The sequence below is a fragment of the Psychrobacter sp. T6-6 genome (genome assembly GCF_052258185.1).
Lineage (GTDB): Bacteria > Pseudomonadota > Gammaproteobacteria > Pseudomonadales > Moraxellaceae > Psychrobacter.
Map to the genome: position 1 here is coordinate 254,510 of NZ_JBQQEX010000002.1, position 25,628 is coordinate 280,137.

Annotated in this window: 20 protein-coding genes; 8 read left to right on the top strand and 12 right to left on the bottom strand. The window is 44.0% G+C overall.

What is annotated here, in order from left to right; translation table 11 throughout:
• Positions 1–109: 109 nt before the first annotated feature.
• On the top strand, positions 110–376 hold the full coding sequence (locus ACTXGL_RS04275; RefSeq protein WP_201600864.1) for a DksA/TraR family C4-type zinc finger protein: 267 nt from the start codon (positions 110–112) through the stop codon (positions 374–376).
• A 130-nt stretch (positions 377–506) separates the two neighbouring features.
• On the opposite strand, the gene ACTXGL_RS04280 is transcribed toward ACTXGL_RS04275, so the two are convergent.
• Together ACTXGL_RS04280 and ompR are read right to left on the bottom strand one after the other, a co-directional pair.
• Positions 507–1,718 (bottom strand): CobW family GTP-binding protein, encoded by a 1,212-nt coding sequence (locus ACTXGL_RS04280; RefSeq protein WP_443525116.1) that lies wholly within the window; start codon positions 1,716–1,718, stop codon positions 507–509.
• Positions 1,719–1,797: 79 nt separating this feature from the next.
• Positions 1,798–2,556, bottom strand: a complete 759-nt coding sequence (gene ompR, locus ACTXGL_RS04285) for an osmolarity response regulator transcription factor OmpR (protein WP_319050677.1) — start codon at positions 2,554–2,556, stop codon at positions 1,798–1,800.
• A 376-nt stretch (positions 2,557–2,932) separates the two neighbouring features.
• On the opposite strand from ompR, the gene ACTXGL_RS04290 reads away from it, so the two are divergent.
• Positions 2,933–5,467: a Tex family protein gene (locus ACTXGL_RS04290; protein ID WP_443525119.1), complete on the top strand. Its 2,535-nt coding sequence runs from the start codon at positions 2,933–2,935 to the stop codon at positions 5,465–5,467.
• A gap of 119 nt (positions 5,468–5,586) precedes the next feature.
• On the opposite strand, the gene ACTXGL_RS04295 is transcribed toward ACTXGL_RS04290, so the two are convergent.
• The 3 genes from ACTXGL_RS04295 to ACTXGL_RS04305 all read right to left on the bottom strand — a co-directional run bounded on the left by ACTXGL_RS04295 (position 5,587) and on the right by ACTXGL_RS04305 (position 9,186).
• Positions 5,587–6,111 carry a hypothetical protein gene (locus ACTXGL_RS04295; RefSeq protein ID WP_443525121.1) on the bottom strand — a complete coding sequence of 175 codons (525 nt, stop codon included), beginning with the start codon at positions 6,109–6,111 and terminating at the stop codon, positions 5,587–5,589.
• Positions 6,112–6,561: 450 nt separating this feature from the next.
• On the bottom strand, positions 6,562–7,401 hold the full coding sequence (locus ACTXGL_RS04300) for a hypothetical protein (protein ID WP_443525122.1): 840 nt from the start codon (positions 7,399–7,401) through the stop codon (positions 6,562–6,564).
• A gap of 498 nt (positions 7,402–7,899) precedes the next feature.
• Positions 7,900–9,186 (bottom strand): saccharopine dehydrogenase family protein, encoded by a 1,287-nt coding sequence (locus ACTXGL_RS04305; RefSeq protein ID WP_443525124.1) that lies wholly within the window; start codon positions 9,184–9,186, stop codon positions 7,900–7,902.
• A 474-nt stretch (positions 9,187–9,660) separates the two neighbouring features.
• Between ACTXGL_RS04305 and ACTXGL_RS04310 the strand changes: the two genes are divergently transcribed.
• Complete coding sequence (locus tag ACTXGL_RS04310; protein WP_114701374.1) at positions 9,661–9,816, top strand: DUF1328 domain-containing protein; 156 nt, start codon at positions 9,661–9,663, stop codon at positions 9,814–9,816.
• Positions 9,817–9,924: 108 nt separating this feature from the next.
• On the opposite strand, the gene ACTXGL_RS04315 is transcribed toward ACTXGL_RS04310, so the two are convergent.
• From ACTXGL_RS04315 to ACTXGL_RS04330, 4 genes are all read right to left on the bottom strand, one after another.
• On the bottom strand, positions 9,925–10,218 hold the full coding sequence (locus tag ACTXGL_RS04315; RefSeq protein WP_319052233.1) for a 4a-hydroxytetrahydrobiopterin dehydratase: 294 nt from the start codon (positions 10,216–10,218) through the stop codon (positions 9,925–9,927).
• A gap of 293 nt (positions 10,219–10,511) precedes the next feature.
• On the bottom strand, positions 10,512–10,805 hold the full coding sequence (locus tag ACTXGL_RS04320) for a GNAT family N-acetyltransferase (RefSeq protein ID WP_443525125.1): 294 nt from the start codon (positions 10,803–10,805) through the stop codon (positions 10,512–10,514).
• Positions 10,806–11,124: 319 nt separating this feature from the next.
• Entirely contained in the window at positions 11,125–12,552 is a 1,428-nt protein-coding gene (locus ACTXGL_RS04325) for a fatty acid desaturase family protein (protein ID WP_443525126.1), read from the bottom strand.
• 249 nt (positions 12,553–12,801) lie between these two features.
• A complete protein-coding gene (locus ACTXGL_RS04330) occupies positions 12,802–13,983 on the bottom strand; it encodes a flavin reductase family protein (protein WP_443525128.1) in 1,182 nt (393 codons plus the stop codon).
• A 464-nt stretch (positions 13,984–14,447) separates the two neighbouring features.
• On the opposite strand from ACTXGL_RS04330, the gene ettA reads away from it, so the two are divergent.
• Positions 14,448–16,109, top strand: a complete 1,662-nt coding sequence (gene ettA, locus ACTXGL_RS04335) for an energy-dependent translational throttle protein EttA (protein ID WP_102090906.1) — start codon at positions 14,448–14,450, stop codon at positions 16,107–16,109.
• Positions 16,110–16,208: 99 nt separating this feature from the next.
• On the opposite strand, the gene plsB is transcribed toward ettA, so the two are convergent.
• Entirely contained in the window at positions 16,209–19,013 is a 2,805-nt protein-coding gene (gene plsB, locus ACTXGL_RS04340; protein ID WP_443525129.1) for a glycerol-3-phosphate 1-O-acyltransferase PlsB, read from the bottom strand.
• 248 nt (positions 19,014–19,261) lie between these two features.
• Between plsB and ybaK the strand changes: the two genes are divergently transcribed.
• Positions 19,262–19,750: a Cys-tRNA(Pro) deacylase gene (gene ybaK, locus ACTXGL_RS04345; protein ID WP_443525131.1), complete on the top strand. Its 489-nt coding sequence runs from the start codon at positions 19,262–19,264 to the stop codon at positions 19,748–19,750.
• Between the two features lie 90 nt (positions 19,751–19,840).
• Complete coding sequence (locus ACTXGL_RS04350; RefSeq protein ID WP_443525133.1) at positions 19,841–20,215, top strand: 5-carboxymethyl-2-hydroxymuconate Delta-isomerase; 375 nt, start codon at positions 19,841–19,843, stop codon at positions 20,213–20,215.
• A 116-nt stretch (positions 20,216–20,331) separates the two neighbouring features.
• On the opposite strand, the gene ACTXGL_RS04355 is transcribed toward ACTXGL_RS04350, so the two are convergent.
• A complete protein-coding gene (locus ACTXGL_RS04355) occupies positions 20,332–22,152 on the bottom strand; it encodes an acyl-CoA dehydrogenase C-terminal domain-containing protein (RefSeq protein ID WP_443525134.1) in 1,821 nt (606 codons plus the stop codon).
• Positions 22,153–22,532: 380 nt separating this feature from the next.
• Here ACTXGL_RS04355 and ACTXGL_RS04360 point away from each other — a divergent pair, with 380 nt between their 5' ends.
• Complete coding sequence (locus ACTXGL_RS04360; protein ID WP_443525136.1) at positions 22,533–23,657, top strand: FUSC family protein; 1,125 nt, start codon at positions 22,533–22,535, stop codon at positions 23,655–23,657.
• Between the two features lie 63 nt (positions 23,658–23,720).
• Here ACTXGL_RS04360 and aroE read toward each other — a convergent pair whose 3' ends face one another.
• Entirely contained in the window at positions 23,721–24,584 is an 864-nt protein-coding gene (aroE, locus tag ACTXGL_RS04365) for a shikimate dehydrogenase (RefSeq protein ID WP_443525138.1), read from the bottom strand.
• A gap of 376 nt (positions 24,585–24,960) precedes the next feature.
• On the opposite strand from aroE, the gene ACTXGL_RS04370 reads away from it, so the two are divergent.
• Entirely contained in the window at positions 24,961–25,626 is a 666-nt protein-coding gene (locus ACTXGL_RS04370; protein WP_443525139.1) for a hypothetical protein, read from the top strand.
• The last annotated feature ends 2 nt before the right edge of the window (positions 25,627–25,628 follow it).

Consider the following 25,628-nt stretch of genomic DNA (forward strand, 5'->3'; position numbering starts at 1 on the left):
TACGATACAGTGGTTGTTATCAGGTTGCAATCCAGTAAAACCAGCCCCATCTATCTGTTATTAAAGACTTTTGTATTGTCTAATTATGACAAATAAATAGGATGAGATTATGGCAGGTGGTTGGTCAAGAGATGGTGCTGAGCACGAGCAGATGGACGCAACGGTCAACGATGCGTTAGAGCGAGCACGACGTTCGCTGCCTACAGGTATCAGTGCTGAGCTATGTGATGAATGTGGTAACCCTATTCCAGAAGCGCGGCGATTAGCGGTTCCTGGTATTCAACACTGTGTCAGCTGTCAGACCGAGCTTGAACAAGAAGCAAAAGCTGCGGAACTGTTCAATCGCCGTGGTAGTAAAGACAGTCAATTGCGTTAATTGAATGGTTTTAGCAAGAGCTAAGCAACTTTGGGTAAGAGAAGTCAGAATGAGCACAAAAGAACGACCCCTGTTCTACATAGCAGAGGTCGCTTTTTTATGTTCATTTTTTTGTGTTAATGCTTTTATTCTAGAGCGACTGTATAACCATCGCCATCAACTCTCGATCAAAAGCTTCCCAATCTACAGAGTCTGATGAGGATTTAGTATGGGATGCGGTCTCTATTTTTTCTATATTTGTATCGACAGTATTGCCTAACTGTAAGATAACCTCCAACCGACTGTCAGTCTGTGCATCAATTGTCTTGGTAGTTATACTGCCAGGATTGAAGTTGAGTTGCAGCCAGCCATCTGAAGTATGTACGACGCCTTTGATACGCTGCCAGTTTGGCAGTGCTAATAGCCAGTTTTGTAATTCATCAGCGTCTAGCACGTAGTGTGTAGGCAATCGCCATCCAGCCAGCTGAAAATCTTGCTGCTCTTCATGATATCGATAGGGTAATTCGGTATCAGTATTAGCTTGAGTCTCATCCTCATCCCCAATACCGTTCGAAGATGATGAAACTCCCAAAGTGCTTGGCTGTGACAGTGAGCCAAGCGTAGGTTTTTGATTATGAGCGATGTTGACTTTGCGTTGGTTTGAAATGATAGCGCTGGGCTTATGCAGTTGCTCGTTTAGCGTTGCTAAGTAGTTATGTGCTAAAGGGGTATTTGACGAGCCTGCTATATCAGGCACTACTTGTTCAGATACTGCCCAAACAATTTTTACTTGTGAATTGAGCTTGGCTATCCACTCTACCAAGGATTGTTTTTCGTTACTACTCAATTGAGCATAGCGATTGATGATCAGTACATCGGCATCACGGATATGCGCTTGAAAGCCATCATGATGACGGTATTTAGTTTGTTGCCACTGCTCAGCGCTCAGTACAGTGATCACGGCGCTCATTTTCAAAGCTGTCTGCCAGTGCGGGGCACTGAGCTGTAATATAAGCTCGCGCGGATGAGCTAACCCTGTAGGCTCGATAAGGAGTCGCTGTGGATGATGGTCACTGAGTAGACGACTGATCGCTATTTGTAAGGGCAACTGACTGGTACAGCAAATACAGCCGCCACTGACTTCACGAATGGCAATGTTCTTTTGCTCAAGCGTGCTGTCTTGTGAGCTTGCTAAGAGTGCACCATCAATACCGATACGACCAAACTCATTGATCAGTAAAGCCCAGCGTTCGTTATCAGGCTTTGCGGCAAGCAACTGATTAATCACTGTGGTTTTGCCAGCACCTAAAAACCCTGTCACTAACGTGCAGGGTATATTTTGAAAAATAACAGAGTTCTTCACACAAATACTCATTATATAGACCGTATTTGTGAGTTACCGAACACGGCCCTTACTAAAAGAAAATGATAGTAGTCAGAAGCTACTCGCTTTTGACGGTGTCTGCCTCAGCCTCGTCAGGGACGAACACATAGCCGACACCCCATACCGTTTGAATATAACGCGCTTGTGAAGGATTATCCTCAATCAGACGACGTAGACGTGATACCTGTACGTCAATAGATCGCTCCATCGCACCCCATTCGCGCCCGCGAGCAAGATTCATCAGCTTATCGCGTGTCAACGGCTCACGTGGATGTTGTACCAAGGCTTTGAGCACTGAGAACTCACCTGTGGTAAGCGTCACTACATTGCCGTCGCGCTTGAGCGTACGAGTTGATAAGTCTAGGGTCCATGGACCAAACTCAACCACTTCTAATTGATGACTTGGTGCGCCTGGGAGCTCACGATTCTGACGACGTAATACTGCTTTGATACGCGCCAATAGCTCTTTTGGATTAAAAGGCTTTGGCAGATAGTCATCTGCACCTGCTTCTAGACCTGCGATGCGATCTGCATCGCCACCTTTGGCGGTCAGCATGATAATTGGGATGTCAGCATTGTCTTCGCGTAAGCGTTTACAGATACTGATACCGTCTTCACCTGGCAACATCAAATCTAGTACGACCAGAGAGAAAAGCTCGCGCTGCATGAGTTTGTCCATTTGACTGCCATCGTGAGCAGTACGAACCACAAACCCGTCGTCTTCTAGAAAGCGCTGCAGCAAAGAGCGCAGACGGGCATCGTCATCGACGACTAAAATACGCTGAGTCAAAGTATCTGGGCTGTTATTATCAGTCATACAGGCATCCTTTTATAAAAATTATTGTTAGCAGAAACTACGAGTCAAAAGCGATGAGTAAAACATTGCTATTGGTTGCCATTATTTAATTATTGGGCAAAATAGATACGTCACAAAATCAAAAACTATTGTTCAATATGTCAACGCATATCGATATTTGTGTCATTGATACTTTAGTGTATAAGATTGCACCGCCAATTGCATCACTCATAAGGACAAATGCTGTATGCGTTTGTTTAACGAAGCCATGGAACGTTTGATACAAAACGATTTGCGCCACAAAATAGACGATAAATAACGAAAAGATAAAAAGGATTTTTATTCATGCAGCTTTTGCTATAATGCAAAACTACATTTCTCAACGATTGATACGTATATGAGTAGCACTGATACCTTAACGTCATCTCAAGCCTCGACAAATGCACAGGTTTTGGATGCAACCACACACGCGAATATTCACGACAAGCTTGCTCGCGCGCTTGGCATTAAGACTGCTCAAGTCAATGCGTTTGTGAAACTTTATGATGAAGGCGCGACTGTTCCTTTTATTGCGCGTTACCGCAAAGAAAAGACGCAAAATCTGGACGATGCACAGCTGCGTGCACTAGAGAAGTCTTTGAACTATGAGCGTGATATGGCTACACGTCGCCTCAAGATCTTGGAGCTACTCAGTACACAGGGCAATCTGACTGATGAGCTACAGGCGCGTATCGATAATGCGACCTCTAAGCTTGAGCTTGAAGATATCTATCTGCCATATCGTCCACGTCGTCGTTCACCTGCTGCCAAAGCGCGTGCCGCAGGTCTCGATGTTGCTGCACAAGCAGTATTGACGCAAGAAATCACTCCGACTGACGCATTGACTGATTATCAAGTCCAATCAAGTATTACTGATGATAGTGGTAATGAGATTGAAGTTGATTTTAGCGATATTGAAAAACAGCTCGCGGGCGTACAGGCAATTATCGTTGATGAATGGACACAGGCACTAGGCTTGCTAGATAACTTGCGTAGTGGTTTTGCCAAAACTGCCAGTATCGTATCGAGTGTTGCGAGCGAAGAAAAGCGCGAAGTGGGCGAGAAGTTCAAAGACTATTTTGAACATAGCGAAAGCCTAGCTCGTCTCCCAAATCATCGTCTACTCGCAATGCTACGTGGTCGTCAAGAGAACGTCTTGGGTCTAAAGATTGAAGGCGAGGATGCCCCCTTTATCGAAAAAATCATTAGCAATTTTGATATTGATGCCAAAGCACCGGCTGCACGTCGTGAATTTTTGACGGAAGCGGCCAGTAGCTTGTGGAAAGACAAATGGCGTCCGCATATCGAGCATCGCTTGTTGACTGAAAAGCGTCTAGCCGCAGAAGCGGATGCGATTGATGTATTCGCTAGCAACTTACAGCATCTACTCATGTCTGCACCAGCAGGCCCCAAAGTGATTTTGGGCGTTGATCCTGGTATCCGTCATGGCGTAAAGATGGCTATCGTGAACGCTCAAGGTCACGTGATGCTAGACAGCGAAGAAAAGCCTGTCATCGCGACGGTTTATCCATTTGCACCTGATAACAAAATGACTGAAGCCAAAACAGTCATTGATGAGCTATTAGGCACTTATAATGTAGACCTAGTGGCTATCGGTAATGGTACGGCAAGCCGCGAAACCGATGCGATGATTAAAGAGATTCTAGCGGCAAATGATGCACTGAAAGCTAAAGCTGTTATCGTTAATGAGTCAGGCGCGTCTGTCTATTCAGCGAGCGAGCTTGCCAGTGATGAGCTTGCTAACTTAGATGTCTCTGTACGCGGTGCCGTTTCTATCGCACGTCGCCTGCAAGATCCGTTATCAGAGCTTGTCAAAGTCGATCCGAAAGCTATCGGTGTTGGTCAGTATCAGCATGACGTGAACCAGAACCAGCTAGCGGATAGTCTCGACAAAGTCACTCAAGACAGCGTGAATGCGGTTGGTGTGGACGTCAATACGGCGAGCCCTGCTATCTTAGCTCACATAGCAGGTCTTAACCGCAATGTGGCACAGCAAATCGTCACGTATCGCCGTGAGCATGGCGCCTTTGATAGTCGTGAAGCACTCAAAAATGTCCCACGCCTAGGTGCTAAAACTTTTGAGCAAGCAGCAGGCTTCTTGCGTATCCATAATGGTAGCAATCCACTAGATGCGACTGGCGTACATCCAGAAAGTTATGCCTTGGTCGATAGCTTATTGGCACAAGCGGGTAAGCCGTTGCCAGAAGTTATCGGTAATGATGGTGTGCTGAATGCCATCGATACGACCACACTAGCGGCTAACGATGATAATGTCAGCGTAAAAGCGATTATCGAAGAGCTTGCTAAACCTGCTCGTGATCCTCGTCCTGAGTTTAAAACGGCTAACTTCCGTGATGATGTAAATGGTATCAAAGATCTTAGCGAAGGCATGGTCTTAGAAGGTGTTGTCACCAATGTAACGGCCTTTGGTTGTTTCGTTGATGTAGGGGTACATCAGGATGGTCTGGTACATATCTCACAGATGGCCAATGACTTTGTCGCAGATCCTATGAACCGCGTCAAGCCAGGTGATATCGTATCGGTACGTGTTATTTCTATCGATGAAAAACGTGGGCGTATCGGTTTTAGTATGAAACCTGAATCTGAGAAACCTGCACGTACAGCGACTACAGATACGGATGGCGAAAAAACCAGTCGTCCACGTAGCAATCCTGCAAATAGCAACCGTCCAAATAATAGTCGCCCAGCTACTGATAAGCGTTCCGCTAAACCACGCGGCAAGCGTCCGGACAATGCAAACAGTAACCGCAGTAGTAAACCAGTCAAAAATGACAAAGCTGAATCACCGAGCAAGATGGGTACGCTTGGTGCCTTGTTACAAGAAGCTGGCGTGACTAAGACAAAGAAATAAGTACGCTACGGTATAGGTAATATACCAATCGCAATACATAAAAAGGCAGCCATATGGCTGCCTTTTTATGTTCGGTAAATCAGTGATAAAACATTGATTAACTCAAGAAATCGTTAGTCTTAACGCGATACCGCAATACGGCGGTTTTCTTTGAACTGTACATTGGCTGGCTGTGTGGCTAGTAATTCACCGCGCTTGTCTTTTTTCTTTTCTTGTAAAGTACTAGCGGTATCTGCCATCTTGTTATCGGAAGCAGCTTCGCCTGCAATCAATGGTTGATAGTTTGCATTGCTGTGCTGCATGTTAGGTGTCTGGACGTTACGTGCAGGAACTTGAGCAGTTGGCGCCGCAGTCATTGCTGCAGCATTGGTAGATACCTGGGCGTTGTTTCTCAAAGCGGCATTATTGTTGGCCTTATTACGCATCATATCATCGGCTTCGTCACCCATGTCATCGGTTTCGTCGTCCATATCGTCGGCATCAGACTCATCGATATCAACAGCGCCAGGTTGGGTAGCCAGTAGCTCACCATCAGGACCTTTTATTTCAGCTCGTAAAGTATTGTCAACGGCCGTGCTACGCATATCTGCTGGCATAATGTCACTGTTTCCCATAGGGGCAGCCATTGCTACAGCTGGTAACATAAGAGTAGTTCCTACGATTAAAGATAAAACGTTCTTTTTCATTGTAAAGCTCCAAAACCTATAAATTAATAATTGAAAACTGATCTATATACCCAAGTCCTAACATCTATATCCAAATACAATCACTCAGCTAAAGTGTTTTAAACAAAGTAACTTATATGAGGTAACTTATAATAAATAGCTTAGATATTAATAAGTAATTTAGATATAAACTGCTTTGAATATAAAGTGACCTATATATGAAACGAATTAAATATAAACCGACTTAAATCAGGGCATATATAAATGTGATCAGCTTTTGATTTAACCTTGTTCTAATTGGTAAAAACAAAATACCAGCTATATAGCTGGTATTTCAGTAGTAAACTCATTAAAGTTCTAACAGCTTGGTATATTCTTGTGATGTTATGAAATCAAGCTCTATGATTATTGGTACATGCATCACCGTTTTTATTGGATAATCATGTATTCAGTATCATCAGAATTCATTGAGCGTTGCTGATTGTCACTATCAGCATCATCAGATAGGTCTATCACAGGATAGCTCTGAGTCACTGCTATATTATTAATAACATCAGCATCTGCTTTTTTCCCAACGATAACCGTGTCATTGGCACTGTTTTCAATGGCAATGGCATCTCCTCTGGCTGTATTAATACTTTTGACTTGGTTTTCTGGCACGAGGATAACTTCTTTAACTCTGTAACTTGTAGGGCGGATGACACGGGTGGTCTCAATCATCACTGGTTCTACGCTACGTGCTTCAGCGATAGCGAGTTGTGCTTCTGGCGCTGCTACCTCACCTACGATAGGAGTAGGGAACTTGCCGCCAAAATGGTTATCACATTGTTGCATGCTCAGGCGTACAGGGTTTCCTGCACTGTCCATGTAGACGTTGACAGGCATGTCAGCTGCAATAGGGATGTACTTGCCGACCAAATCTCCTGATACACCATAGCGACCGTTTGCTTGACCAACACCTAAGTCACAAGCACCAGCTGAATAGTTACTAGTAGGCAAATTATTGTTATTGACGACGCTCTGAGGGATCATAACTTCAGACAATCGCATTTTGCCGACAGTTGCTTCACCAGCTTGGCGTTTTGGGTTTTGATACGTATATGGGGTATAGAATTTGGCTGAGCCATCTCGAACGGCAGTTACGCACTCTTCATAGCTGTCGTAACCAACGTTGCCATGACCGTCCGTCACCATGGCGGCATTAGCCGAACTGGCAAAAAAAGCAAAACCTGAACTTAATATGGCTGCTGTTAATACATTGTATTTCATCGTTATTTCCTTTTTAGTTAATATTAGCAATCCTGCTGTTTCTCTATCTTATAAGAAGCTAGAACTATTCTTATGTCTAGTATCACTTCTTTAAGCAATACTTAATCCTTTAACCAATACGTTTACTTATTTTTTCGTTTTCTTTTTTCTTAAATAATTAGCGTGTCAAAACTGTTTTTAAATTTCCGCTATAAGTTTGATACGCCTTTTTGTATGTCTCTTTCTTATTTTCTATAGAACGGACTTTATGACCTGTTTCATCCTAGCGTACTGCCCCAGTCATGGCTGTGACATTACGCTAGGAATGTGTAGCATAATGTATTAAAAAATCGAAAAGCCGCAACATTGTTTACTAAAAAAGTACGGTATTAGTATTTGTTAACATGCACTGCAAGATTGATAGATGTACAGCCATCAAAAAACCGTACCTTGTTACCAAGATACGGTCATAAAAGTAATAAGCGTTAACCCATCGCTATTTAAAAATTGTTCGAGCGACTAGCCGTCGACAACCTCAAAGCTCAGACCTGAGTGTTCTTCTAGACGAGATATCAAATTATCCCCCATTGCAGAAGCTGGTGTCCAAAATCCACCGCCGACGTCCTCTTTACTCACATCTTGTGCAAGACACAATGCTGCTTGTGCAATCATACGAGAGGTACTGCCATAACCAGGGTCTTTATCACCTGTGACTTTGACAGTGATGGTGTCTTTTTTAGCCGTTTCTCCAAAATGACGAATATCGAAATAGCCGTTTTCTTGCTCATCTTTAGACGGGCCTGACCCTGCCTTAGGAAGGACATGTTTAGACAACAACTCACGGCTTGGCTTGATCATCATGGCGGTAGCGAAACCCAGCAACCCTGCACTCATAGCATAACTTGATAGTTTACCCTTAACGCCGTCTTGCATCCACATGGCTTCGTCATATTTGAAATCGCGACCATATTCATAACTGAGTAGTTGGTTGCTGCGATGGACAATACGCGTATTAATGGTCGCCATCACAAAAGGCGCTAACCAACGTTTATGGTTGCTATCGTACTTTGGTTTGCTGACATTGTCTTGACGTACATTGGGTGCCTCTGCGTCGTCATTCAGCAAGTAAGGGTTGGCGACTTGTTTACGGCGTGATTTATCTTCTCCAGCTTCTTCAAAGATCGATGCCATCGAGGCAATCGTTCCACCAGAAATGCCACCTTTCGCCGCTTTTACGCGCATATTGATCACATTACAAGTTTCGCCAAACTTCTCTTCCGCCTTTTCTTGTAAGAAATAAACGCCCAAGTCTGACGGGATAGAATCAAATCCACAAGAGTTTACGATACGTGCGCCGCTTTGTTTGGCAGTATCTTGATACTTGTCCATCATATCTTTAATAAAAATCGCCTCACCGGTAAGGTCGACATAATCAGTGCCGTTTTCAGCACAAGATTTTATCAGTGGCTCACCATATTTTAGATAGGGACCAACGGTTGAGATGATAACTTGTGTCTGCTTTGTCATGTCATCGAGACTGGCAGAATCTTTGCTGTTGGCAATGATAATGTCTACTTTACTCTCAAGCTTTGACTGTAGTTTATTTAGCTTGTCTTCGTCGCGCCCTGCAATCGCCCAAGTGATATTAGAACCGTCTTTGTTTTTGGCATTAGACAAAAAGTTGGTTAGGTAGTGAGCAGTGATTTGACCAACAAAGCTCGTTGCGCCATACAAGATAACGGCATAAGGGCGGTTATCAGTGTTGCTTTGTTTTGATGGTTTTGCGGTGTCCGTTTCGGTATTCATGGGTATTATCCTTAATAGAGTGAATGATCATGTGACCTTAAACTATAAACCAAGTGGTTTAAATAGGTTAGGAGTTTATAGAGTCGCTACAGTTTTCATTGCCAAACATCTGTTTCAGAAAACAGTTAGGTCATCTATCCTAATGCTACTTATCTATATTTCTAATAGGTACATAGTTCTAATAGGCATAGCTATAAAGTACACAGTTATAAATCAATAAGTAGATTATCAAAAGATATTAGATAATCCCAAATAGCGTAATTATTAAGACAATAAAAAATAAAAGATACCAGGAGTTGCTACAAAGTTTACATAACCTACCGATATCATTACCAAAGTGTACGCTCTTTAGAAAAAAATATTGCTAATCTATGTTTGTAAGCAGATATGACTGGTATTAAAAAAACAAGAAGTTAAATGAATACCATATAAAGTTTACTATCTGGTTTTTAATAATTATTTTAGGAGAATATTATGTTTCGTTGGGCTATTATTTTCGCAGTAGTTGCACTATTAGCAAGCTTACTAGGTTTTGGCGGTGTTGCAGGACTATCTGCTAATCTGGCATACATTTTCTTAGCCGTTGCGGTCATCTTATTTATCGTCGCATTCGTTAGTCGTAAAATGTAAAAAAATCTTATCGTTCTAAGAAATTCATAATTATAAAAAAGACCCTAATATTAGGGTCTTTTTTATGTCTAACTCAAAAAATTACTTATTAATGCATTTAGCGTAATACTATAGACGTTTGGGCTGAACGATATGTTCCATTCGTTTTGCTAAGCGAATATCCAAACTAGAAATACCACCTGTATCCTGATTGGTCAAACGTACTTCTACTATGTTGTATGTATTGCGCCATTCAGGGTGGTGTTCGAGTGCTTCAGCATGAAATGCTGCTTGATTCATAAAGCTCATAGCTTCGATGAAATCAGCAAAGTGGTAGGTCTTGACGATGCTATTACCATCACGCTGCCAACCAGCAAGGTCTTCTAGCTGTAGATTGATTTGTTTGTCAGATAAACTACTCATATTAATAACCTTTATTGTTGTATCGGATTGGTTGATTAACAGTTATGTGCGGGCAGGTCTCCTAAGGTATGTCCCTATTTTAAAAATGATGATAAAAATGAGATAAATCGCAGACAAATAAGGAAAGTCGCACAGATAATATCGAAATATTGACCAGCTATTTGCCGCCATTTGTCAAAGATTTAGCCATTTTTATTCTATTTAGTGATAAACGTTTGAATTAGGGATATGCCCTAATCTCTCATTGTCAAAACCATGGTTTAACAAAAACTGCCGCGCTGATAGACAACAGGCTAGATCAAATCTTGATACTCAGGGTGTTTGCTGATGTATGAGGCTACAAATGAACACTGCGGTATGACTTTCTTATCTTGCGCACGTGCATAGTCCAACGCATGTACAACCAATGCAGACCCAACACCTTGGCCGCCTAACTGCTGAGGGACAATGGTGTGATCGTAGACAAGCGTATCATCACGCTCTTGATAACTGATATAGCCAGTTTGACCATCAATAGTTGTCTCAAAACGTTTTGCTGCCTGATTATGCGTAATATCTAATTCTGATTTAGAAACTTGGTTGCTCATTGATAAACTCCATTTATTATTATCGGATTTTTATTGTAAATTAAAGGTCTTTTGAGTGTTAAGGCGCTAGCAGTAGGGACCTATCGAGTCCTATTTTGCTAATTGAGTATATAACTATGCAACATTGATACTAAATACTCTAGACGCTTACCGTAAGGGTCGATAGGGTGATTGTTAACGTTATTAATGTCTTGTCTCTGCTAGGCATTTCTCAATCACTTAAGTATTCAGTTATCTAAGCACTTAAACATATAAACGTTTAAATATCTAAGCGCGTAAACATCTGGCATCGATTTATCAGAGTAACAATCTAAATATATTACCGTGCGTATGAGATGGCTTTACGAACCACAGGAGGCAAGAACCGACTGAGTCCACCTTCGTCCTCGATCTCTGATTTAGCATCATTGGTGGCAGTATTGTCCGTACGTGATACCGACTGCTGGTACGCTTGCCATTCTTGTTCGCTAGGTTTGCTAAAGTGGTGAATGCGTCCTAAGACTTGTCGAAGCTGTGTGCTAAAGCGCCCAGTGTTGTATGCCAGATTATATTTGTGGCATATGGCTTGTACTTGCGGCGCAATTCTAGCGTAGTGGCGGGCTGGCATATCAGGAAAGATGTGATGCTCAATCTGATGGGATAGATTGCCTGTCAAAATATGAAACCACTTGCTGCCCTTGATATTGCTAGAACCAAGGATCTGCCGCACGTACCAGTCGCCTTTGCTTTCATCAGCATCGAGGCGGGTGTAGATATGTGCTTGCTCAGTGAAGTGACCACAAAAAATCACCGCCCATGTCCATAGGTTACGGACAATATTAGCTGTGACATTACCACTCAGTGTACTCACAGCGCTACGGCGTCCTAGTGTTATTGCTGCTATCGTTGGCAATACAACATAGTCCTTACCCATTTGCCGTCCGATTTTGGCAAATAGGGCACAAGATTTTTGCTGCATGATTTGGTGCAGCTCAGGAGAATCCGCATACTCATCTGCGCTAATCTGAATATCATGAAAAGCAACCGCCCACTCAAACCCAAGTGCCAACCCTGCCGTACTGAGTAAATTATAACGGTCTTCTGGTACCCATGGCTGCTCATCAGTGACCCTGATCAGATGGTAACCGACATCATGATCACGACCAACAATATTGGTAAATGTGTGATGCAGGTAGTTGTGAGAGTGCTGCCATAATGGCGCAGGACAGACAATATCCCAGTCAAATTTTTGACTGTTGAGATGCGGGTGCTGCATCCAGTCGTATTGCCCATGCATGACATTGTGCCCAAGCTCCATATTGTTTAATATCTTGCTAAAGCTCAGTAAGGATGTGCCCAGTAGCCAAGTCGCTACTTGTGAGCGCCGCGACGGCATATGTCCTACTGCGGCAAGAAGGCCACGTGCGGCAACCTCACTGTAGGCCACAGTGGCATATATTCGCTGAATGTAACGAGCATCATCACTGCCCAGTGAATCCATCACGTTCTTATAGATAGTATCTAGCTCTGCTCCTAAAGCCTCACTTTGTGTTTTTGTGAGTGGTGCACTACTCAGTGTTGGATAGCGAGCTGACTGTGATGGCAAGTTTGTCGGGTTATCACTGCCAGTTATTTTATCGTCGCTATGAGCGTCAGACATCTCTGGGGCTAATGCTAGCTGCCCTTGAGCTGCACGTTGTGTATCGGATAGTGGCGTCAAGGTAGGTACGGCAGATTGTGCTGGAGTAATAGGTGGTAATAAGCGCATAAATAATCCTTAACCGAAACGGCACGAATAAGCAGCACTGGATCCGGTTTAATAAGTCATCTGAGTTTTAGCATACAATATGAGTTAACATCAGTCTATTTTTTAGTTTTAAGAGGTCAATAGTTAGGGGTCAGTGGTCGTATTTTCATTTCAATACTACTGAGGTATGTCATCAACTAGCGTATCTTTAAATTTTGTCGGCTTAAAATGGCCAGATCTTAAGTCTGACACCATCAATAATGACACGCCTTAAACGTCTAATACCACGTCAGTCATCGCGATATTGATACAAGTCTGGATAGACTCGTAGCCGTCACTGCTGAGCTTACCTGTTTGGATGTTTTTGACCACGCCGCTGACTTTATTGCAGCGGCACAACTGGCAAATACCTTGCCGACAACCATAGGCTAGGCGTAGATCTGCGCTCTCAGCAGCAAGTAGTAAAGTCGTGTTACTGCTAAACTGTCGCTGACGTGCACGTAGATAAACGGTGTGCGCTTCTGTCTGTGGCTGTCGATCTATCTGGTCACTATCACCCTCAAAATCAGGTAACGCACTACCGAAGTTTTCTACAATAATATTGTCGCGTAGCTGGATACCCTCGAGTAAGCTGATCTCTGCTACCGCTTTGTACAGGCCAGCTAAGAGAGTTTGTGAGCCACATGCAAATATTATTGTGTCTGCTAGAGGCAGATTTAGTGCCGTCAGGCTATCTGCACTCAAGTAGCGCTCACCAGCCAAGTATGTCGCAGGAGTGTCAGTACGAATCAGATGATAGTTAAAGGTCGAGTGTACATCGCCTAGTTGTTGCCACTGGTGCTCAAGCTGTGACAGTTCAGAACGACTATAATGCAGCAGAGTCACTGGATGTCCGATCTCTAGCGCTTGGGTAATGAGCCCTAACATGGGCGTAATACCGCTGCCACCAGCGATAAACAACAAAGGATTAAGTCTTTTATTATCTAGGCTTGTTTTCGCTAAAGTAAAACCACCCAGTGGCACACTCGTATCAACGACGCTAGCCATCGGCATTTGCTTGGCGAGGTAATTGGATATCAATCCTTGCGGTTTGATGGCGATAGTCACTGTATGGCGACGGCTTTTTGCTGCTTTTGTATTGGTATCATCTGACCACCATAATGGCTGGTTTGCCAATCCTACTATTGAATAGCTGCGCTGATGATAAACGCCATCGATGAGCACGCGTAAATCAAGATACTGACCGCCTTGCCAACTCTCTGTCTCTTTAAAAGATTGCTGTCTAAAGGCGCCATTGGTCTCAAATCTGAGTGCAATCAAATCATCGCTCAATGGATACCGCGCAACAAGTCTGAGCTTCGGCGTCGTCAGCGACCAAAATGGATGGATGCGCGATCCGATAAAATCGACAAACGCACGTTGAATAACTTCAGGGCGATAGCCGGTGGTCATATTACCAGTACCTTTATGATTGTGGTTAAAATGAATGTTGCACATTCTATGTCAGCTTGTCAGTCATGCGGTAGCTTACTAGTCATGTTGTAGACAATAACCCCAAACTATCTGTCCAACGCTATTAAGCTATCCTAACATGCTAACGGCTATTGATTAAATTTGCGAAAGTTTTGATGCTACTTTTTGTGGTTTTTATAAAACACTAATGAATCAGAATGTTAGGTTTGCGTATTGAGTCGAACTTTTAAGTGACTCTTTTAGAACACTTATATCACTAAAGTAGATGGCTTAATACCAAAAGTAGCAAAACAAAGGGGAAAACAACCTGTTAGCTTGCAGGGTATGCGTCACAATGCGATAATAACCTATAATTTGTAACCCTGATTTTGAGGTACAGCACGCTTGGCATCATTGCTGAGTGGTATTTGCTGTTCTCTTCTATGCAGTCTATCGGAGTGTTAATGGCTCAATATATCTACACGATGAACAACGTGTCAAAACTTGTTCCCCCTAAGCGTGAAATTCTAAAGAACATCAACCTGTCGTTTTTCCCTGGTGCCAAAATTGGTGTCCTAGGTATCAATGGTTCAGGTAAATCAACGTTGCTACGTATCATGGCTGGTGTCGACACTGAATTTAGTGGTGAAGCGCGCGCGCAAGCAGGTACCAAAGTTGGCTATTTGCCACAGGAACCACAGCTTGATGACAGCAAAGATGTACGCGGCAATGTCGAAGACGGTATGCGCGAAGCACTAGACGCGCTCGCTCGTCTAGATGCCATTTATGCTGAATACGCTGAGCCTGATGCTGATTTTGACAAACTTGCTGAAGAGCAAGGCAAGATGGAAGATATCATCCAGTCTTGGGATGCGCACAACTTAAATAACCAGCTAGAAAAAGCCGCTGATGCACTACGTCTGCCACCATGGGATGCTGATGTGAGCAAACTGTCAGGTGGTGAAAAACGCCGTGTGGCACTATGCCGTCTGCTATTGTCACGCCCTGATATGCTATTACTTGACGAACCGACCAACCATTTGGATGCCGAGTCTGTCGCATGGCTAGAGCAGTTCTTGCAAAACTACAGCGGTACTATCGTTGCCATTACCCATGATCGCTATTTCTTGGATAATGTTGCTCAGTGGATCTTAGAGCTGGATCGTGGCCATGGTTATCCGTATGAAGGCAACTATACTGAGTGGCTAGAGCAAAAGAACACGCGTCTAGAGCAGCAGAATAAGCAAGAAGAATCATTTGCTAAAGCGCTGAAAAAAGAGCTTGAGTGGATTCGTAAAAACCAAAAAGGCCAACAAGCCAAATCTAAATCTCGTGTACAGCGTTTTGAAGAATTGAACTCAACTGAGTTCCAAAAACGTAATGAGACCTCTGAGATTTATATTCCACCAGGCCCACGTTTGGGTAACAAAGTTATTGAGATCAACGATATCTCTAAATCATTTGGCGATCGTCTACTGTATGAAAACCTAAGTTTTAACGTACCAGCGGGTGCGATCGTTGGTATCGTCGGTCCTAATGGTGCGGGTAAGACCACACTGTTTAACATGATTACTGAGCGTGATACGCCAGATACTGGTTCAGTTGATTTGGGTGAAAGTGTCAAGGTTGCCTATGTCGGTCAGGTACGTGATCATCTAGATGATAACAAAACCGTGTGGGAAGAAGTCTCTGATGGTCTTGATATTATTACGGTTGGTGACTACACCACGCCAAGCCGTGCGTATATTGGGCGCTTTAATTTCAAAGGCTCAGACCAGCAAAAACACGTCGGTCAACTATCCGGTGGTGAGCGTAACCGTCTGCAATTAGCGAAGACGCTAAAGCAGGGTGCCAACGTATTGCTACTCGATGAACCATCAAACGATTTGGATATCGAAACCTTACGTGCGCTAGAAGATGCGATTCAAGTATTCCCAGGTACCGTCATGGTGGTCTCGCATGATCGCTGGTTCCTTGATCGTATCGCGACTCACATCTTGGCATTCGAAGAAGAAGGCCCTGTGTGGTTCGACGGTAACTATACTGAGTTTGAAGCGTATCGCAAGAAAACAATGGGCGATGATGCGACTCCTAAACGTGCTAAGTATAAGAAGATTACCAACTAATATGGCTGTTTAGTATAGTTAAGTACAATAAAAAAGACCGCTAATAATTAGCGGTCTTTTTTTATAGCTATTTAGTCAGTATGAGTTATTAAATCAACACTAACGTTTACGCCCGAATTTACGCTGCTTTTTATTACTAATCTCAGTAATCGCATGGGTAATCTCTTCTTCGTCTAGACTCGCCACTTGCTGTAAGATTTGCATCATATCAGGCGTTAGGACGTACTTAGCGTGACTGGCGATGTCATTGATACGATGATCAAAGGTCAGTATGCCTGTCTCGTCATCCTTTTGTAGATAGTCTAAGCGAGTCAATGCACTGATAAAGCTGGTGAATAAGGCGCGATCAAAGAAGTCTGGAATATCATCGGCGTATAGTACAGATAGTCGCTGTCCAAGCAGATGACATAGGTCAACGACTTCGTTCTCAGTCAAATTACCAGAACCCTGCTGAGCGAGTAGGGCAAGCGTCATGAAATAACGCTCAAGACTCTGTCCAACGGGTGTCGCCAGTACTTGCAGCTGCTGATAATGCTTGCTATTAGACTCAGGAACGCTAAGCGTGTCATCACCCAGCTCAACAATCAGCCCATGAGAGAGTAAGCTGTCGACTTTTTTGTTGAGGGTCTCAGCCAAGCCATGTGCGGGATAATATAAGAATAGCTCACCTTGCAAGAATGGGTATAGCTGCTCAGCGATACTATCTAGGCGACTGCGTTTGATACGGCCGTTGCGAGCGACTAGCGCGGACAAGAACGACAATAGAATAAACACATGCAAAATATTGTTGCGGAAGTAACTGAGCAGGGCAGCTTGCTTGCCTGCAACCTGAATAATATCACCTAAGATATGCGGTGTACGTTCGATCAATTTCAGCTTGATACCATAATCGATGATTTGCTGCGGTGTCATATCGGTGATCACCGTATCCTCTGCGTAGACCAGTTGCTGAGCGAGGCCTTGGTATAAAGCGATCTGCTCACGGCAGCTATTTTCATCCAATGCAGCTTTCGGTGCGGACAGCAAAACCAATGATAATAGCGAGACAGGCGTCACCACTGCTGCTTTATTGATATGCTGCATGACTTTGACACCGATGTTATCAACCATAGCGCTGGTTTTTTCATCGAGCGGTGAGTCAGTACGATCGGATGGCAAGCTGTCAGCAGGAACATCAAACTTGGTCATAAAGTCGCTAAGATGCAGTGGTGTACCAAAGCTTAAATGTACATTGCCAAAGATGCGCTCAATCTTACGACCAACTTTGAGTAATCCAATCAAAGACTCTGACTCTTTTGGTTTACCTTTTAGCTCACCAACATAAGTACCGCCTTCCATGATACGCTCGTAACCAATATAAGTTGGAATAAAGACTACAGGTTTATTGGTTTTGCGCAATTGGCTATGCACTGTCATCGCAAGCATACCCATCTTTGGAGGTAGTAGGCGACCTGAGCGTGAGCGACCACCTTCTATAAAGTACTCAATCGGGGTATTACGCGTAATGAGTGTGTGCATGTATTCACGTAGTACCGCAGTATACAGGGCGTTCCCGCGGAAACTACGACGAATATAAAAAGCGACGGCACCGCGTAATAATGGTCCCAATACAGGTACATCTAAGTTATCACCTGCCGCCACATACGGAATACTTAGACCGCGTTTGTAAATGACATAAGACAGCAATAGGTAATCGACATGGCTGCGATGGCAAGGCACATAAATCAGCTCATAATCGGTCGCTAGATCGCGCACTCGCTCGAAGTGATGAACTTCCACGCCGTCATACAACTGCGTCCATAGCCATGTCAAAAACTTATAGAATCCGCGGATAATAGAATGAGAGTAGTCATTGACCATCTCATTGGCATAGCCGCGGGCTTGGCTACGAGCGTCTCGAACGCTAGTGCCTGTCTCTGCTGCTTCCATCTCGATGGCATGTTTGATGGCAGGCGAGTACACCAGCTTGTCCACTAGGTTACGTTTGTCTGACAAGTCCGGTCCCAGCATGCTAGCGCGTTGCTTATCTAGATAGATCGTCAACTGCTGCTGTAGCATACGTACGAGCTCGCGATTGCCGTCCGCGGCTGCAACCAGAGTATAGCTAGGTGCTACCTCGGCATCAGTTTTTGCATCATCGTTTGTAGAGGTGTCTTCAGCACTTTTGGTGTTAGTTGGTGTTAGTTCTGCCATAGCCAAGTCTGTAGAAACCGAATCAAAAACAGCAGGTCCTTCTACATCACCTTTGAGGCTGTCGTTGATAATGGTGCGTAAGTCTTGCGGTGGATGAAACTGTACAAAGGTATCGCGGCCCATCACACCGATATTAAATAACTGCCTAGTGATACTAGGATCCTGCCAATTATCAGCAGTTAGCAGCTTAAACAGCGAGTCTTCTTTTTCAGGTGCGCGTCCCCATAAAATAGACACCGGCACTAGGCGGACCTTTAGTTCTGGATGTTGCAAGACCGCAGACACTAAGCGCGAAAGACGAGGGGATAAGGGATTATCTTTGGCATGTGGGTGGTTCAAAAATATGATAGCAGCGTTTTCTTTAATGCCGTGGGCCGTATCATTTACCCCAACCAATGCAGGCGGCAAGTTGTGCTCTTGTGTCTGCAAGTCAATTAAAATACTATTGGAGCGAGAATAGTCCTGTAGCACATAAAACCTGAGTATCTGATCGTCGTTATCAAACTCAGGCAATTCTCCAAGTAGCTTGGGTTTGACCGCGACATCGAGTAGCTGACCCGATAGCTTGCGATACAACTGATTGATCGGTGCATTCGAGTATGGCTTAGTGGCGACTGGACCGGCGTCAGTTTCAGAAGTGTCAGTTTCAGATGTACGATCAGTCGCGACTGGCGCTTTAAAAATCCGTTTTTTTAGGAACTTCGGTATCATAATCAGTATCAAAAATAGTCAAATATGTTGCGCTTATGATGCCATAAAAGCCATTAAAGCGATATATCGTGTCTGCATATACTGCGAATATTAATACGGTCTGGTCACGCTATAGTAAGTGATAGATGATATAAAAAATCCAAATATTTGAAATATGACGGTGTTTGGCGTAATAATACAGTGGTGACAGATATGATAAACATATGTGTCTTCTACTTTTTAACTTCACTATACTAAGCCTAAATCCTATGACGCCAGCTATCGACCTTGCCAAAAAACGTGGTCTTGATTATCAAGTACACGAATATACTCACGACAGCCATGCCCCATCGTTTGGACTAGAAGCTGCAGAAAAGCTTGGCGTGGATGCGACACAAGTGTTTAAGACATTGGTTGTATCAACGGATAGCGATGTGCTTGCTGTCGCGATACTGCCAGTAGACAAAACGCTTAATTTTAAAAAAATGGCCAAGGCGTTATCTGCCAATAAATTGCTGTCCTGCAAAAAAGTACAGATGGCTGACCCAAAACAAGTCGAGCGCAGCACGGGCTATGTACTGGGCGGCGTCAGTCCTTTAGGACAAAAAAAGCGCCTGAAGACAGTGATAGATAGCACGGCTCAAGATCAGTTAACCATCTATGTCAGCGGTGGTCGTCGCGGTTTAGAGATTGAGCTGCCACCCGTACAATTGGCTCAGACACTTGATGCCTGTTTTAGTGCGATTACTGATGAATAATATCAATAAATATTTTACGGTAGTCAGGCAGAACGCGTAAACTGATGAGCCAATTTATTTATTAATTTCTCTATATCTAAGGATGTACTCATGCCGCATTTAACCCTTCAAGTCACGCCAAACGTTCGTATCGCTCACGAAGAGTCATTGCTCAAATCGCTAAACAAAGCGCTGTGGGACAGTGGACAGTTCAAACAACCTGCTGATATCAAGGCACGTATCATACCCATGGAAACATTTTTGGTAGGTATTGAAGATGATGAGCAGGCCAATGGATTTATTTATGCGCACCTAAAGTTGATGAGCGGACGTCATATGGCCACTCGTGACCAGTTGGCTGAGCTATTGGTTGCAGCCATTGAGGACAAGATAGGGCACGAGCAGTCAGGACGTGCAGCCCTGCAGATATGTGTGGAAGTCGAAGAGATTAGTGCGGTGTATCACAAGAAGATGCTAGGCAGCTAACAGCGGTTATACTTTTCAAGTCTATTGTATTGAATACGATGTACTAGCGTATTTTTAATTAAGCACAAAAAAGCGCCCAAATGATAGGCGCTTTTTTATAGCTTATTAGTACAATCTTAATCTAGGAACGAAAAGTGTTCGATATCCATTGCGGTCATGCTTTCGCTAGGTGCGACCATCGCTTCAGCATGGCCTGACGTACGAGGCAACAGCTTATCAAAGTAGAATTCAGCGGTTTGAATTTTAGCCTTGTAGAATTCTGGTGCTTCTGTGCCACCATTTTCAAGCTTATCATAAGCGACGGCTGCCATACGAGCCCAGTGATAACCCATCATCACATAGCCTGAGTACATCAAGAAGTCTTCTGACGCGGCTGAGATGATTTCACGATCTTTACGTGCCATCAACATCAAGCGTACTGTTAGCGTGTTCCACTCAGCACATAGTTTGGTCAGTGCCCAAACAAATTTACGCATTTCTTTATCAAGTGCGTACTCGCCACACCATTTCATGATGCTAGACGTGTAGTCACGGATAATCTTACCTTTAGACTGTAAGATAACCTTACGACCTAGTAGATCAAGTGCCTGTACGCCAGTAGTACCTTCGTACATTGTCGCAATACGAGCATCACGAGCGATCATCTCCATGCCCCATTCTTTGATATAGCCGTGACCACCATAGACTTGCTGACCATGCTTAGCAGCTTCGATACCTAGCTCAGTTAAGAAGCCTTTTAGGATTGGCGTGTAGAAGCCTAGCTTGTCATCCCATTTTTCGAATTCTTCATCATCGCCATTGACGATACCCTGTGCCATTTTATCAGCGTAGCGAGCTGAATGATAAATCATTGAGCGGCCGCCTTCGGCGAAGGCTTTTTGTGTCAGTAGCATACGGCGTACATCAGCATGATGGATGATTGCATCAGCTACTTTTTCAGGATCTTTAGTACCTGATAACGTACGCATTGAGCGGCGTTCTTTGGCATAAGGAAGCGCGTTTTGGAAAGACAGCTCAGTATGCGCTAGACCCTGGATACCCGTACCGATACGAGCCGTGTTCATGAAAGTGAACATGGCTTTTAGGCCTTTGTGCGGCTCGCCAATCAGATAGCCTGTCGCACCATCAAAGTTCAATACACAAGTTGATGATGCGCTGATGCCCATTTTGTGCTCAATTGAACCACAAACTACGGCATTGCGCTCGCCAGCTTCACCTTCAGCGTTCGGCATGAACTTAGGTACGATGAATAATGAGATGCCGCGCGTGCCTTCTGGTGCATTTGGTAGACGTGCTAGAACGATATGGACGATGTTATCTGTTAAGTCATGCTCACCGCTTGAGATAAAGATTTTGGTGCCGCTGACTTTGTATGTACCGTCTTCTTGCGGGATGGCTTTTGATTTTACCTGACCCAAATCGGTACCACACTGTGGCTCAGTCAAACACATGGTACCTGCCCATGAGCCTTCGACCAGTTTTGGCAAATAAAGCGCTTTTTGCTCATCTGTACCGTACTGAAGCAACGTATTGATACAACCCGTTGATAGACCAGGATACATCGACCAAGACCAGTTAGCAGTACCGATCATCTCAGCTTTGATAAGGTTGATCGAGGTTGGCAAATTCATACCACCAAACTCTTCAGGGTATGAGATACCTTGCCAGCCACCTTCTACAAACTGGTCATAAGCCTCTTTGAAACCTTTTGGCGTAGTCACTACACCATCTTCGAAATGACAGCCTTCTTCACCACCTGATTGGTAGAGAGGCGCAATGACGTTTTCAGCAAAGTCAGCCATGCCTTGTAGAATCATATCGATAGTTTCAGGGTCAGCGTTTTCGCCGTTGTCTAAGCTTTTGTAATGAGTCTGATAATCAAATACATCATTAATCAAAAATTTGATATCACGTAAAGGTGCTTTGTAAGTTAACATAATCGCTCTCTTTGGTTGGTTCGCTATCATAGACTTACGACGCAGTATTCGAGTCAAAATGCATGTCAGCGATATTTGCTTATTTTAAGTGAGATAGACACTATAGGTCGTCATATGGACTGATAATAAACAGCAAGTCCGTTGTGAGGGTAAGTAAGACGTCCTTGTTAAGCGTCAGCTGTTATGGCGTTGATATGATTATAAATCTTATAGGGCAACAAATATACAACTAATAACTATTATTCATGTTTTGATGTTTTATTAATTACATTTAGTTATTACGTATGATCGATATATATATTTAAAGCCGTCTGTAATGGACTATCTCTATGGGCAAAAGGTCGAAGATAAGTAGATTCAATAAATGAGGAAAGCCTTTTATGAGTGAGTCAAAACAACAAAAACAAGGGTCAGGGTTGTCCGCGCTATTCACTCGCATAAAACTGCTTATTGATGGAGAGCTTGGACATCTACTCACCATCAATCGTAGCCAAAGACCGTGGCACATGCCTATTGTTATGGCGATTGCCATTAGCTTTCCGGTATTTGTGGGGGCTTATTTTGGTGACTTGTCCTCCGGTATCAAAGCGTCATTAGGGTCGATGATTATTCTGAACTTGCCATTGGCTGGTACATTACCTTATCGATTGGTGACGGTAATGGCTTGGGGGTTTGCCATGATACTTAGTTTTGCACTGGGACTCATGGCGCAGCAGCTGCCTGTGCTCAGGCTTCCTGTATTTATGTTCATTGCTCTTGGTGTTGTGATGCTAGGTCGCTATTATCGGCAGCCACCACCAGCAGGACTGTTTGTGTTAATGGCAGGTGCCATTGCGCTGTTTATTCCTGTGCCGATAGACCAAACCCTATCAGCCATAGGACTTGTGCTGTTGGGCAGCGGGTCTTCGATGCTGTTAGCGCTGCTCTATACATTGTTTCTACTCGCCGCACGTCCTATCGCCCCTGCACCTAGCTATCAGTATGAGCCAGATACGATCAGTGACAGTCTCATTGTCGTAAGTTTTGTCAGTTTGGCATTGGTGATAGCGGTACTGTTAGATATGCCTTATCCATACTGGGCGGCGATGAGTTGCTTTATTATTATCCAAGGCATGCAACTACGGACCATGTGGATTAAGCAGTTGCATCGCTTGCTAGGCACGTTGGTTGGTATGGCGGTTGCAAACTGGATGCTGTCTTGGGGACTATCGATGTGGGGTGTTGCCGTAGCGATACTATCTATGATGTTTTTGATTGAGTCGTTTGTCGATCGGCATTACGGACTGGCGGTGATTTTTATCACACCGTTGACGATATTTATTGCAGAATATGGTAGTACGATGCTTGTGCCGCCAGTGGCGAGCGTGGTTATCAACGCACGTATGATTGATACAGCACTTGGCTGTGCGATTGGATTGAGCGGCGGTTTGGCGATACATTCGGCGCGATTACGCGTACCACTACGGCGTTTTGAGAACTGGTTGCTGCTGCGTTTTGGTCCATAAAAAGCAGCAGTCTTTTTGATATCGCTCGTTTAGTCAGTAGTCATTAATTATGGGCGGTATTCATCATGATTTTTGGCTCAATGATTCTGTGGCTTTGGCGACGTCGATAGTATGACCCGTCCAGCGCTCAAAACTCAGCGCCGCTTGTCCGATGAGCATGCCGTAGCCTTCTGATACTTGGGCCTCTCGCGCTGCAAAATGCTGCAAAAATGGTAGCGCGCGCCCGTACATCATGTCATAAGCGTACTGGCAGTTTAGATTATTATCCAGAGGTAAGGTGTCACCTGACAAGCCAATAGAGGTGGCATTGATAATAATATCAAAGGCACCGCTCAACTCACTGGTAGCACAGCTCTCAATTTGCTTTACTGCAATGACGGGACTGGCGGCACTTAGCTCTTTTACTAAATCAGTTGCTTTACTCACGGTACGATTGGCGATAGTAAGGGTGCCAATACCTGCTTCAATCAGTGGCAATATGACACCGCGTGCAGCACCGCCTGCCCCAATGAGCGCAACACGAGCATCCGCCAGTGGCCAGCCCAAGCTTACGATGTGATTGACGAGTCCTTGCCCATCTGTATTATCGCCATATATAGCCTCTGTTATCGAGGCGCCTTTTGCGACTAATGCTTTGTTTATCAGTAGGGTGTTGACTGCGCCTGCCGTCTTGGCGTGATCCGATAGACCACCGCGCGCTGTGCAAAGATCATAAGCCGTTTGTTTAAAAGGAACAGTCACATTGGCACCCACGCCGCCACCACAAAAAAACGCCTCAACGACAGCGATAAAACTGGCATCGTCAGCAGGGCAATACTGACGTTGGTAGCTGATATCTGCCTTTACCTGTCGCGCAAACTGCTCATGAATTACTGGAGATTTACTATGGGCAATGGGGTTGCCAATGACGATGAAATGTTGAGTCATAAATAGTCCGTTAGCTAAAAGGGGCGAGGCATTATCAAACAAGCCGTCAGTCACGACCAATCATCATAAGCGATAAAATGATGATTGACAAACCGAAGGGTCAACCAAAAATAAGTCATTAGCCAGTAATATTAAAGGATTAATGCTTTAACAAATATGTACTCTCCAAGACTACTATGCGTAACGTAAAAGGTAGTCAAGCAATGAGCAGTTGGGTAAACTATGGATTATATGTTAATTAATATGCTCTAATGATTGTAAGGTTATAACTTTTATTAAATACATTATTTATTAAAAATTCTTCGTTATCGGCGGCATCTGTGCCAGCTCGGTAATGTCATTTTGAGACTAATTTAAAAGTGTGAGTAAACAACCCATGTGGAATCATAACCTTCAGACCCTGCTAGTTGGTACGATAATGGCGGTTAGTGTGTCATTAAGTGGCTGTGATAGCACCAAAGACGATACTCAAAATCCAGAGACAAACGCTGAGAGTAGCGAGCAGACAGTCACTGACGCGCCAGCCAGTACGACTGATAATTCTGACACGGATACGGCAGCTGTCCAGCAAGGCACACCAGTAAAATATGACGTCTCGGCATGGGGCGCTGATACGGTAGAGCCGATCAGTGTCAATGAGCTCAATGGTATCCAGTCGGCGTTCGGAGAGGTGATGAGCACGGATGAAAATAGCCTAGACTATGCCAGTAACCCTGCGACCAAATACCGCTTTATGAAGACAGATGCGCCTTATCTGGATATTATCGATTCTGAAAAGTATCTAGAGCTTGGCTGGTATTATGCCAACCCTACCGACTCTGACAACGAAAAAGAGCTGAGTCAAAACCATGCCAAAAAAGCCTACCAGCTATCGCGACAACTGATGAGTGATGAAGGTGGCAAACTGGTCGGTGAAATGCTCAATGGTCAAATCGTCAAAAACAGAGTCGTTGGCGGACAAAAAGTAGAACTGGCAAAATGCGAGTTTTATAGCTGTATGCTGGTCATCAATAAATCTGATGCTCAGACAGACGATAGCTAAAC

Excerpts from the sequence above, each read along its gene's own strand:
- ACTXGL_RS04325 (WP_443525126.1), bottom strand. The coding sequence starts at position 12,552 with ATGCGCTTATTACCACCTATTACTCCAGCACAATCTGCCGTACCTACC.
- aroE (WP_443525138.1), bottom strand. The coding sequence starts at position 24,584 with ATGACTCAACATTTCATCGTCATTGGCAACCCCATTGCCCATAGTAAA.
- ACTXGL_RS04295 (WP_443525121.1), bottom strand. The coding sequence starts at position 6,111 with ATGTTACCAGCTGTAGCAATGGCTGCCCCTATGGGAAACAGTGACATT.
- ACTXGL_RS04305 (WP_443525124.1), bottom strand. The coding sequence starts at position 9,186 with ATGAATACCGAAACGGACACCGCAAAACCATCAAAACAAAGCAACACT.
- ettA (WP_102090906.1), top strand. The coding sequence starts at position 14,448 with ATGGCTCAATATATCTACACGATGAACAACGTGTCAAAACTTGTTCCC.
- ACTXGL_RS04355 (WP_443525134.1), bottom strand. The coding sequence starts at position 22,152 with ATGTTAACTTACAAAGCACCTTTACGTGATATCAAATTTTTGATTAAT.
- plsB (WP_443525129.1), bottom strand. The coding sequence starts at position 19,013 with ATGATACCGAAGTTCCTAAAAAAACGGATTTTTAAAGCGCCAGTCGCG.
- ACTXGL_RS04310 (WP_114701374.1), top strand. The coding sequence starts at position 9,661 with ATGTTTCGTTGGGCTATTATTTTCGCAGTAGTTGCACTATTAGCAAGC.
- ACTXGL_RS04315 (WP_319052233.1), bottom strand. The coding sequence starts at position 10,218 with ATGAGTAGTTTATCTGACAAACAAATCAATCTACAGCTAGAAGACCTT.
- ACTXGL_RS04320 (WP_443525125.1), bottom strand. The coding sequence starts at position 10,805 with ATGAGCAACCAAGTTTCTAAATCAGAATTAGATATTACGCATAATCAG.
- ACTXGL_RS04350 (WP_443525133.1), top strand. The coding sequence starts at position 19,841 with ATGCCGCATTTAACCCTTCAAGTCACGCCAAACGTTCGTATCGCTCAC.
- ompR (WP_319050677.1), bottom strand. The coding sequence starts at position 2,556 with ATGACTGATAATAACAGCCCAGATACTTTGACTCAGCGTATTTTAGTC.
- ACTXGL_RS04370 (WP_443525139.1), top strand. The coding sequence starts at position 24,961 with ATGTGGAATCATAACCTTCAGACCCTGCTAGTTGGTACGATAATGGCG.
- ybaK (WP_443525131.1), top strand. The coding sequence starts at position 19,262 with ATGACGCCAGCTATCGACCTTGCCAAAAAACGTGGTCTTGATTATCAA.
- ACTXGL_RS04330 (WP_443525128.1), bottom strand. The coding sequence starts at position 13,983 with ATGACCACCGGCTATCGCCCTGAAGTTATTCAACGTGCGTTTGTCGAT.
- ACTXGL_RS04275 (WP_201600864.1), top strand. The coding sequence starts at position 110 with ATGGCAGGTGGTTGGTCAAGAGATGGTGCTGAGCACGAGCAGATGGAC.
- ACTXGL_RS04360 (WP_443525136.1), top strand. The coding sequence starts at position 22,533 with ATGAGTGAGTCAAAACAACAAAAACAAGGGTCAGGGTTGTCCGCGCTA.
- ACTXGL_RS04300 (WP_443525122.1), bottom strand. The coding sequence starts at position 7,401 with ATGAAATACAATGTATTAACAGCAGCCATATTAAGTTCAGGTTTTGCT.
- ACTXGL_RS04290 (WP_443525119.1), top strand. The coding sequence starts at position 2,933 with ATGAGTAGCACTGATACCTTAACGTCATCTCAAGCCTCGACAAATGCA.